This window comes from Dyella subtropica, assembly GCF_026283965.1.
Classification (GTDB): Bacteria; Pseudomonadota; Gammaproteobacteria; order Xanthomonadales; family Rhodanobacteraceae; genus Dyella_D; species Dyella_D subtropica.
Map to the genome: position 1 here is coordinate 13,180 of NZ_JAPDPD010000023.1, position 16,624 is coordinate 29,803.

Below are 16,624 nucleotides of genomic sequence, written 5' to 3' on the forward strand. Positions count from 1 at the left end.
CCGGCAGCGCCCAGCACCACTCTTAGCGCCCCTGCTCCGCCAACGTCAGCGCCACCTTGTCGCGCAGATAGACCGGCAAGGCCAATTCGGGCGCTAACGCATGGCCGGCGCGAAATTCGCGCACGGCCAGTTCAGCGACATGTTCGGCCTGCGGGAAACAAGCGCCGTTCGATGAATGCAGCGCACCCGTCAGACGATGGCCCAACACCTCCGCATACGTCGCCCAGCCGGTGCCGACGACATGCCACGCATCGGCCTTCGGCAATGCGAGCGACTCCGCCGTGCAAACGCGTTCGTCATCGAGCGACACCAGGCCGCCGTTGTCGTCGCGGCGATAGCTCGCGGCATAGATCTCGCCCATGCGCGCATCGATCACGGCAAGGATGGCGGCATCGTCTTCGGGCGCCTCCAGCGCCAGCGCGGCGAGCGACGATACCGTCACCACCGGGCGATCCAGCGCCAGCGCCATGCCCTGCGCCAGCGATATCCCCAGGCGCACACCCGTGAAGGCGCCCGGCCCACGTCCAACGGCGATGGCATCCAACGCATGACGGCCCAGGCCTGCTTCCGCCAGCAGGCCATTGGCCATGGGCAGGACGAGTTCGGCGTGACGGCGCGGCGCGATTTCGCTGCGAGCGATCACTTCGTCGCCGTGGACCAGGGCGACGGAACAGGCTTCGGTGGAGGTTTCGATGGCGAGCAGATTCATAGCCGCGCCATGGTAACAGTCGCGCTTGCGCACCGGTTTTTGCAGTCCGGGCCGCGACCCACCATCCATCGAGCCCATCTCATGATTTCTTCGCGCATGATTTCCTCGCCATCCCTTCACAAACGCCCCCGCAGTTTTCCCGAGTGCAAATCACAGCACGCCGCACGGCCCGCCCTGTGCCGGGATCGGGCCGTTTGCGGGCGGCGCGTGGCTTTCGCGAAGCCATTACCTCCTAGGTAATCGTTCTGCGGCCACCGCTGGCGCAAGCTGGCTCCATTCAACGACCACACCAAGGAGCCAGCCATGCCGTTCTTCCAAGCCACCGACGGAACCCGCCTGTTCTATGAAGACTGGGGCCAGGGCGACCCCATGGTATTCGTCAGCTCATGGGCGCTGGACTCGCGCATGTGGGCGCCGCACATGCTGCACTTCAGCGCAGCGGGCCGCCGCTGCATTGCTCTCGACCGCCGCGGCCATGGCCGCTCAGACCGCCCGGGCGGCGGCTACGACTATGACCGGCTCGCCGATGACCTTGCCGAACTGATCGCGCACCTGGACCTGGATCGCATCACGCTCGTCGCCCACTCCATGGGCACCGGCGAAAGCATCCGCTATCTCGCACGCCATGGCACCCGGCGCATCGCCCGCGCGATATATCTGGGTGCTATCTCGCCCTGCTATCTGAGAAACGCCAGCCATCCCGATGGCATCGGTCCAGAAGTCATCGAACAAGTCATCGCGGAGATCGCCGGCGACTTGCCCGCCTGGCTGGCCGAGGGCGCAGACGGCTTCTTTTTGCCGCGCAGCACCGGCACCTCGGCGGAAACCATCCGCCACACCATCGACATCATTCTCGACGCCTCGCTCAAGGCGCTGGTCGAGTGCATCCGCACCAAGTTGAACGCGGATTTGCGCGACGAACTGCAACAGCTCGACCTGCCCTTGCTGCTGATCCACGGCGACCGCGATGTCAGCGAATCGTTGGCGAACAGCCAGGCCATCCAGGCCCTGGTCGAAGGCTCCCACATGATTTCCTATGAAGGCGCACCGCACGGTCTGTTCCATACGCACCGCAGTCGCCTGATCGCCGACATCGAGCGCTTCATGCTGGAAACACACCAGGGACACACTCGCGCGGCACCGGCATCATCGCTGGCATGAATGCCGCCCTCACCGACCTTCACCGCCCCGTCGGCGACCTGCTGCGCGAATGGCCGCCGACACCGGCTGCGGCGCCGCCAGCCATGACCTGCAGCTGATGGCCTTGCTGCATGAACTGCAGGCCCTGACCTGCCCTGGCGAACACGCCCACATCAGCGGGACCGACCCGGTGGGCGTCGCCAGTTCGATGCCGTTGGAAGTCGATGGCGTCGTACTGTCGATGCTCAGCACCACCACCATCTTCGGCACACCGGTCGATATCACACTGGCCGAATTGGCCCTGGAAGCGTTCGTGCCCGCGGATGCGGTTGCAGCGGCGGCGCTGCGGCGGCTGGCGGGGACTGCCTAGAGTGAGCGGAGAGGATTAAGAAGTGAGAAAAAGGCTGATAACTGCGGTTTTCGCCCATGTCTCTCACTTCTCACTACGTTCCACTCACTCCTAGCTTGTTCTCCCCAGACGAGGCGCGAAAAACTTTCCGCCCGTTGTGTCGATCCAGCCGATCCCCAATCGTCGCCTAGGCAAGAGTCCCCAAAAACTGGCGGATTCCCACCCTACCAAGGAGAACGACGATGCGATTCATGGTGATGGTCAAAGCCAACAAGGACTCGGAAGCCGGCGTAATGCCGAGCGAGCAGCTCCTGAGCGACATGGGCAAGTTCAATGAGGAACTGGTGAAAGCCGGCGTCCTACTCGCCGCCGAAGGTCTTCACGCCAGCTCCAAGGGCGCGCGCATACATTTCTCCGGCGGCAAGCGCACCGTGATCGACGGGCCGTTCGCCGAAACCAAGGAACTGATCGCCGGATTCTGGTTGATCCAGGTCAAATCGATCGAGGAGGCCATCGAATGGATGAGGCGCTGCCCCAATCCCTTCGATGGCGAATCGGAGATCGAGATCCGCCGGGTGTTCGAGGCCGAAGACTTCGGTGCCGAGCTCACCCCGGAATTGCGCGAACGGGGAGAACGTCTGCGCGCCGAAGTGGCCTCACGCTCCACGCGTTGACGCACACCCGCACCACATTGACCGTCCAATCTCAAACCCGCCCAAGGAGACTCTCATGTTGGCCCAGCCCTACCTCAACTTCGACGGTCGCTGCCAGGAAGCGCTCGACTTTTATCAAAAAGCCTTGGGCGCCGAAGTCACTATGCTCATGCGCTTCAAAGACAATCCGGAACCGCAGAAGCCCGACTGCCACAGTGACCCCGCAGCGGCTGACAAGGTGATGCACTCCGCCTTCCGTATCGGTGAAACCATGGTCATGGCCACCGATGGTTACAACACGGGCGGCACCAAGTTCAGCGGCTTCTCGCTCTCGCTCACGGTGAACGGCGAGGCGGAGGTCAAACGCTGCTGCGATGCGCTGGCCGACGGCGGCCAGATACAGATGCCCCCGGCCAAAACCTTTTACGCCGCCAGCTTCGGCATGGTCACCGACCGCTTCGGCGTGTCGTGGATGGTGATCGCGTTGCCGCAATAAGCCGACGCTTGGGATGCTCCGTCCATGCGGCGGAACGATGCCTTCCGGCGGTTGCACCTGAGCGATGGTGATGGTGTGATCGGGAGCTATGACCGCGACCGACATCCACCGTGCCATTGACGCCGTATGGCGCATCGAATCGGCCAAACTCATCGCCGGCCTCGCGCGCATGGTGCGCGATGTCGGCCTGGCCGAAGAGCTGGCGCAAGACGCGCTGGTGATCGCGCTGGAGCAATGGCCCGAATCGGGCGTGCCGGACAACCCCGGCGCATGGCTGATGACCACCGCCAAGCATCGTGCCATCGACCGTTTGCGCCGTAGCAAACTGATCGAACGCAAGCACGAGGAAATTACGCGCGAGCTTGAGGCTGAACAGGAGTTCGCCTTCTCCGAAGTGGAGCTGGCCGCGGACGACCACATCGGCGACGACATGCTGCGCCTGGTGTTCACCGCCTGCCATCCCGTGCTCTCCATGGAGGCACGCGTCGCGCTCACCCTGCGCCTGCTCGGCGGTCTGACCACCGACGAAATCGCCCGCGCCTTCCTCGTGCCGGAACCCACCATCGCCCAGCGCATCGTGCGCGCCAAGCGCACGCTTGCCGATGCGCAGGTGCCGTTCGAAGTGCCGCGCGGCGACGAGATGCAGGAACGCCTGTCCTCGGTGCTCGGCGTGATCTATCTGATCTTCAACGAAGGCTATTCCGCCACTGCCGGCGACGACTGGATGCGCCCCTCACTTTGCGATGAAGCGCTGCGCCTCGGCCGCATCCTGGCCGAGCTGAGCCCGCGGGAACCCGAAGTGCATGGGCTGGTCGCCCTGATGGAAATCCAGGCTTCACGCGCCGGCGCACGCACCGGCCCCACCGGCGAACCGATCCTGCTGCTCAATCAGAACCGCGCACAATGGGATCGGCTGTTGATCCAGCGCGGCCTGACTTCACTACAGCGCGCCGAGAAACTCGACGAAACCCGCGGCATCTATACCAGCCAGGCCGCCATCGCCGCCTGCCACGCTCGCGCCCGCACCGCCGAAGCCACCGACTGGCGCCGTATCGTCACGCTCTATGGCGAGCTTGCGCAAATCGCTCCCTCACCCGTGATCGAACTCAATCGCGCCGTCGCCGTCTCGATGGCCTTTGGCCCTGCCGCCGCACTCGCCATTGTCGAGACGCTCACCGGCGAACCTTCACTCAAGAACTACCACCTGCTTCCGAGTGTTCGCGGTGACCTGCTACGCAAACTCAATCGCCCCGATGAAGCGAAGGCGGAATTCGAACGCGCCGCCGCGCTCACGCGCAATGCGCGTGAGCGGGAGCTATTACTGGATCGGGCGGCGGCGTGTGCGAAAGAGATAGAACGCGGCAGCGAGGACGAAACCCATTGAACAGGCTCTTAGAGACCAAACCGTCAAACGCCGCACTCCAACGCCCTAGCCACCTCCCCCACTTTTGGCATTGCCTGCCAAGTGTCGGTATATCTTCCGTGCCTCACGCAATCGATGCGCATGGGCCGCAAGCAGGTCACCGCGCGTGATGATGCCGACCACGCGGCGCGCGTTGGCATGGTCGACCACCACCAGACGTCCCACGTCGGCTTCAACCATATGGTCCGCTGCGTCACGCAGCGAGTGACCTTCCACCACCACCAGCGGCGGTCGTCGAATCAGCGTGCCCACCAGGGTTTCAGCCGGGTGATGATCGAACAGATCGCGCCTGGTCACGACACCAAGCAGCTGGCCATCGTCGCCCAGCACCGGGAAGCCCTGATGCCTGGTTGCCGGACTGCCGCCTTCCATCCATTGATGCACCTTCGCGAGCGAATCACTCGCCCTCAGGCTGACGACGTCGCGGCTACAGGCATCGCGCACAAGGATGCGGTCGAGATGGTCGGCGGCATAGTCGCTGGGTACGCGCACGCCGCGCCGCGCAATCTTCTCAGTCATGATGGTGTGCCTCATCATGAGGCCCGAGACGAGGTACGCAGCGACGCAGGCGCCTAGCAACGGCAGCAGCGCGTGCACCTGCAAGGTTGTTTCGAAAGCAAAGACGACCGAGGTGAGAAAGGCCCGCGACGCTCCCGCAAAGATCGCCGCCATACACACCAGCGCCGCCATGCGGGGATCGATCTTCAACCACGGTGCTGCATGCATCAGGGCAAGGCCCAGCACGCCGCCCAGCGCCCCGCCGATCGTGAAGAGCGGCGCCAATGTACCGCCAGAGGTGCCGCTGCCCAGCGCTACCGACCAGGAAAGCAGCTTGAAGAAGCACAAGGCCATCATCGCGCCGATGCCAAGCTCGCCGGAAAGCACGGCGCCGATATTGGAATAGCCCACGCCCAGCGTCAGCGGCGCAATGTACCCCACGACGCCGACCACGAGTCCGCCCAGCGCCGGCCACCACATCCAGTGGATCGGCAGCTTCTCGAAGCCATCCTCGATGGCATAGGTAAGCCGCGTGATGCCGACGCTGGCCACGCCGGTCAGAAGTCCGAGCAGCGCGTAGGCGACCAAGGCGCCAAGCCCCGGAGCGCTCAATGCGGGCATGGCGAACATCGGCTCGCTGCCCTCGACGACATAACGCACACCGGTACCGACGAAAGCCGCAAGCGCGACAGGGATCAGGGAGCGTGCGCGGCGCTCGAACAGCAACAGTTCAATGGCCAGCAACACCGCGGACACCGGCGCGGAAAATACCGCCGCCATGCCAGCCGCCGCACCGGCTGCGAGCAGGGTCTTGCGTTCGTCGGCAGTGACATGCACGAACTGACCAAGCAGCGAACCCAGCGCGCCGCCCGTGGCGATGATCGGCCCCTCCGCGCCAAACGGACCACCGGTACCGATGGCCACGGCGGAAGAGACCGGTTTGAGCCAGGTGAGGCGCGGCTTTATCCGGCTCTCGTTGACCAAAACCTGCTCCATAGCTTCGGGGATGCCATGGCCGCGGATGGCTTGCGATCCCCATCGCGCCATCGCGCCGACAATCACGCCGCCAACGACAGGCACCAGGATGACCCACAGCCCGAGCCGATGACCCGCAGGGCTGACGAACGCATCGCTCCAGCGGCCATAGAACGCGATGTTTGTGATGAGCCCGATCAGTGCCGTCAGTGCACGCGCCACACCGGCCATGATCGCGCCCAGCACGATCGCCATGGCGGAAATCCACAGCACCCGCATGTCGAGCGGCCGGAAGCGCCGCGGCATATGAGCTTGGGCCAGCGTCGGGTCCAAAGAAGGGGCAAGCGGAATCGCCGCACGGGAGTGCGGATCTTTAACAGTGTCGTGCATGGAGGGCGACTCAGAACCGAGGCCGCGCAAGAGTACGCGTTTGAGCGCTCAGTAGCTGGCTGGAAAATGAATGGCCATCCAAAGTGATGACGTGCTCCCCGCCGGGGCTAGTCATCCGCTTCGGATTGCTCTGCATCGGCGTCTGGCTTCGCCACCTTGGCGTCGACCCGGAAACGGCAACACTGCCCACCGCGCACGATGCATTCCATATGGTGGACGTCACGCCCGCTCGCCGCCTTCATATAGGCAACATCGAACTTGCAGACTTCCTTGTGCTGCCTGGCCACGTCGTGGAAGACGCAATTGAAGGCTTCGATCTGCCACTCGTCGCGATATTTGACCGGCAAGGCTTCATAACCGAGCCGATCGAGATGCGCAGCGAGTGCGCGCACCACCTCCTCGTGACTTGCCGTCGCAGGCAACGGCACCTCCCGCTGCCCAAGGTCTTGCCCCATCTGCTGCATGAAATGATCGAGTTGTTCGTCACCCAGCCGGCTTCGAAGCGCGGCGAACATTTCGGTAGCGATGACACCGTAGTTGCGGGGAAACAGCGAGCTCCCCGTCTCGGTGATACGAAAGGTGGCCAAAGGCCGCCCTCCGCTGGGCCGCGACTGAGCGCGCTCCACATAGCCGTGCGCCATCAGAGCGCTCAAGTGTTGGCGCACGGCGTTATGGGTGATGCGCAGTTTCACGCAGAGGGTCTCGACCGTGCAGCCGGCGTGCTCAGCCAGCAGCGCCCTCATCAGACGCTGCTGGGTTTCGCCCAAGAGGCCGAGGCCACTCATGTTCACGCGGCCTTGGCGGGGAACTGCTTGGCGATCGCGCCGGCCAACGCATCGGCGATGACATCCATATGTTGCTGCATCGCCGTCCAGGTCGTGGCCTCGGTCTTCATATCACCCGCCATGATTTCCTGGATCTGCGCGGAATGATGCGCAACGTGCCCTGCCAGCAGGCTTGCCACCGTTGGCTCTGGCAGATTGGGATTGGCGGCGGCGAGGAACTTTGCAATCTCAGCGCCATTGACGCTCAGCGCTTTCAGAGCCGCCGCCTGACCCACAGCGTCGTGTGTGTTGTCTGCGTTCGTGAGTGCCTTCACGCCGCCCCAATGTCCCGCCAGCAGAGTAAACATCTGATCACCGGCAGCCTTCCCGTAGAAACCGCCGACGGCTTCGGCGATGGCTCTCGCGTTGGCGACGACCGCATCTTCCGCAGCCTTGGTCTTGGTTGCATCGTGCGCGTGCACGGCCAGTGCGTATTCGCGGGTATGCACGACATGCTCATGCCACAGGGAACGCATGGCCGCTTGTAACTTGGGCGCGGCGACCGGCGCGCCTGCCTCCATGATCATGCCGTCCATCGTGGGGGCTGCCGTAAGCGGCGAGGGCTGCGCGAAAGCCGACCCTGTGCAAGCCAGCAAGAAAGTGGTGGTGAATATAAGTCGAGTGTTCATTGATCTGCCCCAGAACGTCGCCCTATGCGACGAAGTTCATTTTGGGCGGGCCCTCGAGATACGCAATTGATCTATGTGTAAAGGTTACTCCACATGGCGCAAGATCGGCGATCGACGGATCAAACTGGCCTGCGAGCGCCCATTTGGCCGATGCCTTACTCACGTGGCGGCGGCCTGTCTTGGAGCCTGTTCAAGATCTCTACGCCGGGGCCCAGGGGGCAGGCGCTGCTGGGGGTGTTTTGTGTTCGGGTTCTCCAGGTGGGGTTATCACGACCTGGAGAGCACGAACCAAGGGCTCACCCCTCCTAGCCTCTCCGCAGGAGGAGGAAGTGCATATCGATACAAAAAACAGAGATTTTGAACAGGCTCTCAGGCCCTGCATTCACTTCTTCGTTCCGCGCCGAAGCTTGCGCACCTGCTTCGCCAACGCCGGCATGCCCAGGTCGTTGGCCATGTAGTGCACCAGCTTGCGCGTGGCCAGGTCGACGGTAACGAAATCATCCGGCGTCTTGGTGTCCGCGCCATCCGTGGCTGGGTGGTATTCGATGCGCAACTGGTTGGCGTCGACGATGACGCGGAGATAGCCGTAGTTCTTGTCGTCGTAGTTTTCCAGCACCACTTGGTCGGCGCTGGCTGCGGCGTTCTGGATGATCTGCGGCGCACGCAGCGTGGGTTGCCCGCCCTTGACCAGCTTCTGTACGTTGTGGCCGCCGTTGCCGCAGACCACATAGGGAATCTGCGTGCCGCCACTGCGGGTACGAGTGAAGCGCTGGTAATTGTGCGCGTGGCCCGACAGGAAGGCATGCGGCCATACGCCGACTTGATCGCACAGCGTGTCGATCTGCTTGAGCAAATCCAAGCTCCAGCCGTGGCGGGAAACGGTGTAGGGCGGGTGATGATCCATGAACAACAGGGCACCCGTGTATTTCTCCGCCTTGACCCGCTGCAGCGCGGCTTTGATGAAGTCGAGCTGGCTATGACCGATGTTGCCGTCGGCAATGACGCCCGGGTCCTCCAGCGTATTGCTGTAGAGGGCGATGATGCGCACGAACGGCGCCTCGAAGGTGAAGAACACGCCCGGCTGGATCTGCGCCGTGCGCGACAGTCCGCCAGCATCGGGAGTTACCGTGAATCCTTCCGAACAGAAGTTGCGCAGGAACGCATCCAGCGAGGTAGCGTGCGCCAGCGGCGAAACCATGCCGTCGTGATTGCCGGCCACCGCGAGAATAGGTGCCGCGTAATCGCGATAAGGATCGTAGAACTGGTCGTAGTAATAGTTCGCCTCGCCGAAGCTGTAGACGATGTCGCCGAGCAGGAAGTTGAATTGCGGCACCTCGCGCGGATCGGCTTCTTGGAAGTCGCTGGTCATCTTGTCGGTGACCATGTTCTGCGTCGCCGGGCCGCGCGTGCTGCCGCAGTCGCCGGTGGAATGGAACACCAGTTGGCCGCCCTGGGTGATGCGCTTGATCGCTGCTGTGTTGCCGCCGAGCACCTGATCCAGCGTCAGCCTCGGCTCCACGCCGCCGCGCGGCGCAGGAAAGGGCAGCGGTTGCAGTTTGTGCTGCTTGTTGAGCTGGTCGATCGCCGTGTAGGCCGGGCCGTCCGACGGGTGATTGACCTGGAACGTGGCCGGATCCGGTGTGGGCTGTGGCTGCGAAAACACCGGCTGACCAACGTCCCGTACCGGATCCCCATAGGGTGGATTCCCCGTGCCGGGCGCAGGCGGAGCAACGGGCTGATGCTTCCGGCCGGCCGTGGTCTTTGCCGGCTTGCGTCTGGTCCGCTTCATGTGAGTCTCCGCACAAGGCGAGCGTTGCCGCGCTTTTGAGCAGACAAGCGCGGTGCACGCACGAAAAGACGCACAGATTGTGTGTCTTAGCGTCTAACCGAAGTGAAGCGCTTGTCGCAGCCAGCGCCGGTGGGATGGCGATCATTAAAAAGGCCAAGCCGATGGAGGGTATACCCGCCGGCGTCATGCCCCGATGTTTGGATCACTTCTGTTTTGATCGCCTCCGCCCCCAACCTGATTCACCCTGCTATGCGCGCATGTGCGCCGCAGCTGGATGCGTTAGACGATAGGAGTCGTCGGCTTAGGTCGCAGACGGTTGCCACAACTCGATGCGCGTCCCTTCTGGATCCATGATCCAGCCGAAGCGGCCGAACTCGCTTTCCTCGACGCGCTCGTCTACGGCAACACCTGCCGCGCGAAGCTGCGCCAGCAGCGCATCGAGATCGTCGACGCGGTAGTTGACCATGTAATGCTGCGTGCCCGGGCCGAAGTAGGAAGTATCCGCGGCAAAGGGCGCCCATGCCGCGTAGGCGTCGCGGCTCTCGCTTTCGTTGAAGCGGGCACCACCCCATTTCTCGACAGGCAGGCCGAGGTGCTCGGCATACCACGCTGCCAGGCCCGCAGGGTCGCGGGATTTGAAGAAGATGCCGCCCAGTCCAATCACCTTTGCCATGGTCTGCCCTCCCCAATGTGGGAGGACATCCTACGCGGACTTTGGCGTGGATTGGCAGTGCCTACCCTTCTGCCCTATCGGCCGCAGCCGCCTCGCCAAAGAACGTCTGCACATCCGTCAACTCACGCGTCCGCGGCATGGGCGGCAGACTGGCGAGGAACAGTTTTCCATAGCCCTTGCTGGTGAGTCGCGGATCGCACAGCATCAGCACGCCGCGATCGTGCACGTCGCGAATCAGGCGGCCGGCACCCTGTTTGAGCGCAATCACGGCGCTGGGCACTTGCCAGCCCATGAAGGGGTTGATGCCGGCCTGCTCCAGCGCTTCCAGGCGTGCCTGCAACACGGGATCGTCCGGCGCAGCGAACGGCAGTTTGTCGATCACCACCACGCTCAATGCCTCGCCAGCCACGTCCACGCCCTCCCAAAAGCTGGCCGCACCGAGCAGTACGCCGTGACCACTGGCGCGAAATTCTTCCAACAGGCGATGCCTCGGTGCCGTGCCTTGCACGAACAACGGCCACGGCACGCGCTGCTGCAACAGCTCGGCAGCGCGACGCAGGGCGCGGTGCGAGGTGAACAGCAGGAAGGCGCGGCCGTTGGATGCCTGCAGCACCGGCATCACAGCGTCGATCACACGCTCGGTGTAATCGCGCGCCGCGGGATCGGGCAGCGCGGGCGGCAGATAGCACAGGGCCTGGTGAGCGTAGTCGAAAGGACTTTCCAGCCCCAGCGTCTGCGGATCGTCCAAACCAAGTTGCCGTGCGAAGTGGCCGAAGTTGCCGGCGACCGACAAGGTGGCCGAGGTATGAATCCACGCCGCTTGCGTCCGCTCACGCAGGGCGCGCAATGGCGCGGCAAGGTCGAGCGGCGTGGCGTGCAAGGCAAAGCCGCGCGGGAAGGTTTCGTACCAGCGCACGTCCTGCTCATCCGCTTGCTCGACGATGCGGTCCAATCGTTCGCAGAAATGCGCGGCGCGTTCGTGCGCATTGGCGAAGCCGCGTGAACGTTCCGCCTGTGACGCGAGCACATCGGTCAGCGCGGCCAGCACTTCACGCAAGTCGTGCAACGCCTCACGGATGGCCGCCGAGGCTTCCAGCTGATGAAAGGATCCGCGCTCCGGCAACGCATCCATCGCCAGCCGCAGCTTGCGGATCGCTTCCTGCAAAGCCTCGACCGGCTCCAGCACCAAGCCGATCGCGCCGGTAATACCGTTGCATTCGCCCAGCGCATCCTGTGCCAGCTCCGTCAACTGACGCGCACTGATACTTTGCGAGAAGAACTGGCCGGCCAGCTCCGGAATCTGATGCGCCTCGTCGAGAATGAACGCCTGCGCGCCGGGCAAGATTTCGCCGAAGCCTTCCTGCTTCAACGCGAGATCGGCGAACAGCAAGTGATGGTTCACCACCACCAGGTCGGCCTCTTGCGCCTCGCGTCGCGCCTTCACGACATGGCAGTCGTCGTAGAACGGACACTCCACGCCCAGGCAATTTTCCGGTGTGGACGTAACGCGCAGCCACATCGGCGATTCTTCAGGCACCTCGGCCAGCTCCATGCGATCGCCATGGCGCGTCCGTGCCGACCACGCGCGAATGGCCGCGAGCTGGGAAGCTTGTGCGCGGTCGAAGCTGGCTCCTTCGCGCACAGTCTGGTCGAGGCGGTACAGGCAGAGGTAATTGGCCCGCCCTTTCAGCAGCGCCGTCTTCAGCCGCGCGCCGAGCACCGAGCGCACTTTCGGCAGATCGCGAAAGAACAACTGGTCCTGCAACGCCTTGGTGCCGGTGGAAACGATCACCCGCTCGCCGGATAGCAGGGCCGGCACCAGATACGCATAGGTCTTGCCGGTACCGGTGCCGGCCTCGGCGATCAGCGTCTCGCGCTCGACGATGGCGTGCTGCACGGCACGCGCCATCGTCTGCTGGGCGTCACGCGGGGCGAAGTTGGGCAGTTCGCGGGCGAACGGGCCGTCCGCGCCGAGCAGCGCGGATACGTCGGTATCGGTCATCGCACAAGTATCGCCGACTCTGCGCGCAGGGGCGATGCCCTAGACTGCGACGGCCCATACCACGCGGATTTCCCCATGCGGTCCCGATCGCTGTTCGCCATCGTTCCCATCGAGGTATCGCAATGACGGAGACCGCCGTCAGCGCATGGTTTGGCGATGGATTTGAGCGATTGCATCCGCTACTGCAGGATCTGCACCGACACGGCGGACGATTGCATGGCCCGGTGCGTATCCGCATTGGTCGTGGCGTCGCTGGATGGGTTGGCCGCAGGCTGGCTCGCAAGCTTGGTGTGCCGGTTGACGAAGGCCGCGCGCATACGCTGAAGGTCTCCATCCACCATACGGATGGGCAGCTCCATTGGGATCGTCGTTTTGATGATGCGCATCACTTCCCATCAACCTTCCGGCCGGTAGGCCGGTGGCCTGACGGTTACTGGGTCGAGGACACCAGCGCTATCGCGCTGTTGCTGCAGGTCGAGGTCATCGATGGCGGCTGGTATTGGCGTTGCGTGGGTGCCACGAGAGGTCCGTTACGCCTGCCGGCCTGGCTGCTGCCGCGCGGCGACGCGTACAAGCGCATAGAGCAGGGCCAATACCGGTTTTCAGTGAGCTTTGCTTTGCCCTTGCTTGGCGAACTGCTGGCCTATGAGGGGCTGCTGGACGCTGACACAGCAACGTCATGACGTCATTGAGCCAGCATCCCTAAGGGAAGCCGAATGCCGAGGGAGAACACTGGCAGCAGGCGACGGTAACCACCGCGCCGTGCAGGTCATCCTTCAAGGGAGCTACGTATGCGTCTTCGTACCGCTGTTGTCAGTTCGCTCATTGCCTTGCTCGCACTCGGCGCGGGCACCGTCACGGCCGGCAGCGCGAGTCAGGCCAAACTCATGGCGCAAGCCAAGGTCACCGAGAGTCAGGCCAAGGAAACCGCGCTGGCCGCCGTACCCGGTGGCAGCATCGCCAGCTCCGAGCTTGAGCGCGAGCACGGCAAGCTGGTGTGGTCGTTCGATATCAAGACACCCGGCTCGAAGGACATCACCGAGATCCAGGTGGATGCCATCGGCGGAAAGATAGTCTCGAACGAGAAGGAGTCACCCGCGGATCAGGCCAAGGAAGCGGCGGCGGACAGCAAGCATCACCACTGAGCGTCGCTCCAGGTGAGTCACCGGGGCGGGAAGTTACCCGCCCCAAGTGGTGCGGCATCAATAGCGCGGCACGCCTTCCACGTGACACTGCTTCACCCACTTGTCGGCGGTGGTGGCGGCGGCATCGTCGCCAGCATGCAGGCGCAGTTCCGCGATGGTCTTCCAGTTGCGCGCGCAGAGCGCCCCCAGACGCGGACCGAGTTCCCAGGACTTGCGCGCCAGCTTCTCCGCGTTCGCATAGTCCTTGAGGTGGATTGCCAATTCGGCGCGCTCCTGCAGCAGGTCAGGCGAGTTTGGGCTCAACGTCAGCGCCTGGTCGAGCTTGGCGGCGGCCGCATCATATTGACCGGTGCGTAGATCGGTCTGCGCCGCATCCTGCAGCGATGCCACGCCCGGATCGCGCAACGGGTGCACGTCGATCACCGATTTCTCTTTGTCGCCCGCCGCCTGGATGGACGCGAGCATGTCGTTGTCCGAACGCGTTGGGCGCGTGGCTTGCGAAGGTGCGCTGGGTTGGGTGCAGGCGGTGAGCGCAAGGGCGACCAGTACAGCGGAGAGAACGGGACGGCGGGCAAAGCGGTACGACATGATCAATCTCGGATAGGTGCGGTAGAGGCCGGCGCTGGCGCGCTGTCGCCGAACCAGTTTTGTACACGCTGCCAGAAGCAGCCTTCAGCATCCTGCGCAAGGGTACCGGCAACTATCGGCAATTGGCGCGCGCCTTCGCAAGATGGGTCGGTGCGCTTGCCAGTGGCTGGGCTGATCCAGGCCAGTTCCAACCCTTCGCCCGGCGCAGCGGACAGCGGACGCGTCGGCAGCTTGCGGAACGTTTCCTGCCACGCGCGCAAACTACCGGTGGCGCCGTAGAGGCCGCTCGGCTTGTTGTCGTCGCGGCCCATCCAGAACACCGCCAGATGGTCGCCGGTGAAGCCGGCGAACCAGCTGTCGCGCATATCGTTACTGGTACCGGTCTTGCCGGCGACATTGAGATTGCCGAGGGTCTTGCCGATCGCCGCCGCCGTACCCGAACGCACCACCTGCTGCATCGCCCACGTCACCTGCCGCACAGCGAGCTGATACTCGCCATTGCCAGTCTTCACTTCATAACGCTTGATGGTTTTACCCTTGTCGTCGACCACGCCGCGAACCGCTACCAGGGGCAGCGCATGGCCATCAGCGGCGATGTACTGGTACAGCTGCGCCACCTGCAGCGGCGCCAGTCCCTGGGCACCGAGCAGCAGCGATGGGCTGGGATTGATGTCGGTCAGCCCGAAGGATTCCAGGAAGGACTTGATCCTCGGCACGCCCACTTCGAGACCGAGGTGGATGGTCGCCAGGTTCCAGGAGTGCACCAGCGCATCGACCATCGGCACCTGGCCGTGCACGTCGCCCTCGTCGTTCTTCGGCGTCCACTGCGTGCCATCGGGCTGACGCATGCTGACCGGCGTGTCGTCCACCGGTGTGCCCAGGTTCCAACGCTCGGGCTGCGCCAACGCCACCAGGTAAACCAGCGGCTTGATCAATGAGCCGATCGAGCGGCGCGCATCCATCGCGCGGTTGAAACCCTGGTCGCCCGGGTCCTTGCTGCCGACCACGGCAAGCACGCTGCCGGTCTGCACGTCGGTGACCACGGCGGCCGCCTGCGCTGCATCGCCACGCTTGCCCAGAGCCTTCATGGCGGTGGTGATGCCCTCCTCGGCATACAACTGCGCGGCCGGATCGAGCGTGGTGAAGACGCTGAGGTTGCCGGCGCTGAGCGTCGCATCGTCGAAGTCGTTGATGATCTGCGCACGCACCAGCTGCATGAAGGCCGGGAACCGGTTGTGCGGCAGCTGACCGTTGCTGACGATGCCCAGCGGCGTCGCTGCCGCGGTCTTGGCATCCGCCGCACTGATCAGACCGGTGCTGGCGAACTGATCGAGCACCAGGTTACGGCGCGACAGCGCGCGGTCCGGATAGCGGCGCGGGTCGTAATAGCTCGGCCCCTTCACCATGCCGATCAGCAAGGCCATTTCCTGCGGACGCAGGTCTTCCATGCGCCGGCCGAAATAGAACTCCGATGCCGCGGCAAAACCATGCACGGCCTGGCTGCCCTGCTGGCCGAGGAACACCTGGTTGACGTAGGCCTCGAGAATGCGACCCTTGTCGTAGTGCGCCTCGATCAGGATCGACATCAGCGCTTCGTTGAATTTGCGCGTGTAGTTCTGATCGCGATCCAGGAACAGGTTGCGCACCAGCTGCTGGGTCAGGGTGGAGCCGCCCTGCACGGTGTGGCCCGCACGCAGGTTGGCGAACGAGGCGCGCATGATGGCGAGGAAATCGATGCCGATGTGATGCTTGAAGTCGCGGTCTTCCACCGACTGCAAACCGGCGATGAGCAGCGGCGGCACGTCGGCCAGGCGCACGATGCGGCGCTCTTCCTGCTGCGCGCCATACAAGGTGGCGATACGTGCCGGGTCCAGGTGCGCCCCCTTGACGGCCTTGTCGCTGGCGACATCCTTTACCGCCGTCACCTGCCCCTTGGCCAGCGACACGCGGACGCGCTTGGGCAGCTCGCCGCCATCCGGGCCGGCATAGCCGCGCGAGGAGATGACGTAGTTGGAGCCGTCCTTCGCCCAGCTGCCAGCGACCTGGCCACGGCCGTCGTTGCTGTAGCCGGAAAACGTCAGCTCCAGTTCCAGCGCAGCCGGGGTCATCGGCTGGCCCGGCTCCAGGGCCAGCGGGCGGGCGTAGATACGCGTGGGCACCGCGAAGACCAGGTCGTTGAAGCGATCCTGCACCCGCTTGTTCAGCACCAGCGTGTACGGCAACACGAAACCGAACAACAGCCCCATGCAGATCCAGAACGGAATGCGCACCCAGGGCCAGGCGGCGCTTGCGATAGAGCGGAGTCGGGTCAAAAAGGCCAACGGGGAGGAATCCTGGGCGA

At 64.0% G+C, this 16,624-nt stretch carries 16 protein-coding genes; 7 read left to right on the plus strand and 9 right to left on the minus strand.

All coding sequences use genetic code 11. The features are described from left to right. Positions 1–22 precede the first annotated feature (22 nt). Entirely contained in the window at positions 23–709 is a 687-nt protein-coding gene (gene tsaB / locus OUZ45_RS17620) for a tRNA (adenosine(37)-N6)-threonylcarbamoyltransferase complex dimerization subunit type 1 TsaB (RefSeq protein ID WP_266171479.1), read from the minus strand. Positions 710–1,012: 303 nt separating this feature from the next. Between tsaB and OUZ45_RS17625 the strand changes: the two genes are divergently transcribed. The 5 genes from OUZ45_RS17625 (at position 1,013) to OUZ45_RS17645 (ending at position 4,731) form a co-directional block, all read left to right on the plus strand. Then, entirely contained in the window at positions 1,013–1,870 is an 858-nt protein-coding gene (locus tag OUZ45_RS17625) for an alpha/beta fold hydrolase (RefSeq protein WP_266171480.1), read from the plus strand. 49 nt (positions 1,871–1,919) lie between these two features. Next, a complete protein-coding gene (locus OUZ45_RS17630) occupies positions 1,920–2,219 on the plus strand; it encodes a hypothetical protein (RefSeq protein WP_266171481.1) in 300 nt (99 codons plus the stop codon). Positions 2,220–2,440: 221 nt separating this feature from the next. Then, the gene (locus OUZ45_RS17635; RefSeq protein WP_266171482.1) at positions 2,441–2,872 is read left to right on the plus strand and encodes a YciI family protein; all 432 of its coding nucleotides are present in this window, start codon (positions 2,441–2,443) and stop codon (positions 2,870–2,872) included. Between the two features lie 55 nt (positions 2,873–2,927). Beyond that, a complete protein-coding gene (locus OUZ45_RS17640; protein ID WP_266171483.1) occupies positions 2,928–3,347 on the plus strand; it encodes a VOC family protein in 420 nt (139 codons plus the stop codon). A gap of 88 nt (positions 3,348–3,435) precedes the next feature. Next, entirely contained in the window at positions 3,436–4,731 is a 1,296-nt protein-coding gene (locus OUZ45_RS17645) for an RNA polymerase sigma factor (protein ID WP_266171484.1), read from the plus strand. Positions 4,732–4,776: 45 nt separating this feature from the next. Here OUZ45_RS17645 and OUZ45_RS17650 read toward each other — a convergent pair whose 3' ends face one another. The 6 genes from OUZ45_RS17650 to yoaA all read right to left on the minus strand — a co-directional run bounded on the left by OUZ45_RS17650 (position 4,777) and on the right by yoaA (position 12,550). Then, positions 4,777–6,633, minus strand: a complete 1,857-nt coding sequence (locus tag OUZ45_RS17650) for a chloride channel protein (RefSeq protein WP_425601709.1) — start codon at positions 6,631–6,633, stop codon at positions 4,777–4,779. A 107-nt stretch (positions 6,634–6,740) separates the two neighbouring features. Then, positions 6,741–7,418, minus strand: a complete 678-nt coding sequence (locus OUZ45_RS17655) for a helix-turn-helix transcriptional regulator (protein WP_266171485.1) — start codon at positions 7,416–7,418, stop codon at positions 6,741–6,743. Between the two features lie 2 nt (positions 7,419–7,420). Continuing rightward, a complete protein-coding gene (locus OUZ45_RS17660) occupies positions 7,421–8,086 on the minus strand; it encodes a hypothetical protein (protein ID WP_266171486.1) in 666 nt (221 codons plus the stop codon). A gap of 382 nt (positions 8,087–8,468) precedes the next feature. Next, a complete protein-coding gene (locus OUZ45_RS17665; protein WP_266171487.1) occupies positions 8,469–9,875 on the minus strand; it encodes a metallophosphoesterase family protein in 1,407 nt (468 codons plus the stop codon). A gap of 301 nt (positions 9,876–10,176) precedes the next feature. Beyond that, positions 10,177–10,548: a VOC family protein gene (locus OUZ45_RS17670; protein ID WP_266171488.1), complete on the minus strand. Its 372-nt coding sequence runs from the start codon at positions 10,546–10,548 to the stop codon at positions 10,177–10,179. Between the two features lie 61 nt (positions 10,549–10,609). Next, positions 10,610–12,550, minus strand: a complete 1,941-nt coding sequence (yoaA, locus tag OUZ45_RS17675) for a DNA repair helicase YoaA (protein WP_266171489.1) — start codon at positions 12,548–12,550, stop codon at positions 10,610–10,612. 122 nt (positions 12,551–12,672) lie between these two features. Between yoaA and OUZ45_RS17680 the strand changes: the two genes are divergently transcribed. Both OUZ45_RS17680 and OUZ45_RS17685 read left to right on the plus strand, forming a co-directional pair. Continuing rightward, positions 12,673–13,233 carry a DUF4166 domain-containing protein gene (locus tag OUZ45_RS17680; RefSeq protein ID WP_266171490.1) on the plus strand — a complete coding sequence of 187 codons (561 nt, stop codon included), beginning with the start codon at positions 12,673–12,675 and terminating at the stop codon, positions 13,231–13,233. A gap of 108 nt (positions 13,234–13,341) precedes the next feature. Further along, positions 13,342–13,695, plus strand: coding sequence for a PepSY domain-containing protein (locus OUZ45_RS17685; RefSeq protein WP_266171491.1), 354 nt, complete (start codon positions 13,342–13,344; stop codon positions 13,693–13,695). A 57-nt stretch (positions 13,696–13,752) separates the two neighbouring features. Here the strand turns inward: OUZ45_RS17685 and OUZ45_RS17690 are convergent, their stop codons facing one another. Together OUZ45_RS17690 and mrcB are read right to left on the minus strand one after the other, a co-directional pair. Further along, a complete protein-coding gene (locus tag OUZ45_RS17690; protein ID WP_266171492.1) occupies positions 13,753–14,283 on the minus strand; it encodes a tetratricopeptide repeat protein in 531 nt (176 codons plus the stop codon). Positions 14,284–14,285: 2 nt separating this feature from the next. Further along, entirely contained in the window at positions 14,286–16,604 is a 2,319-nt protein-coding gene (gene mrcB / locus OUZ45_RS17695; protein ID WP_266171493.1) for a penicillin-binding protein 1B, read from the minus strand. Positions 16,605–16,624: the final 20 nt, after the last annotated feature.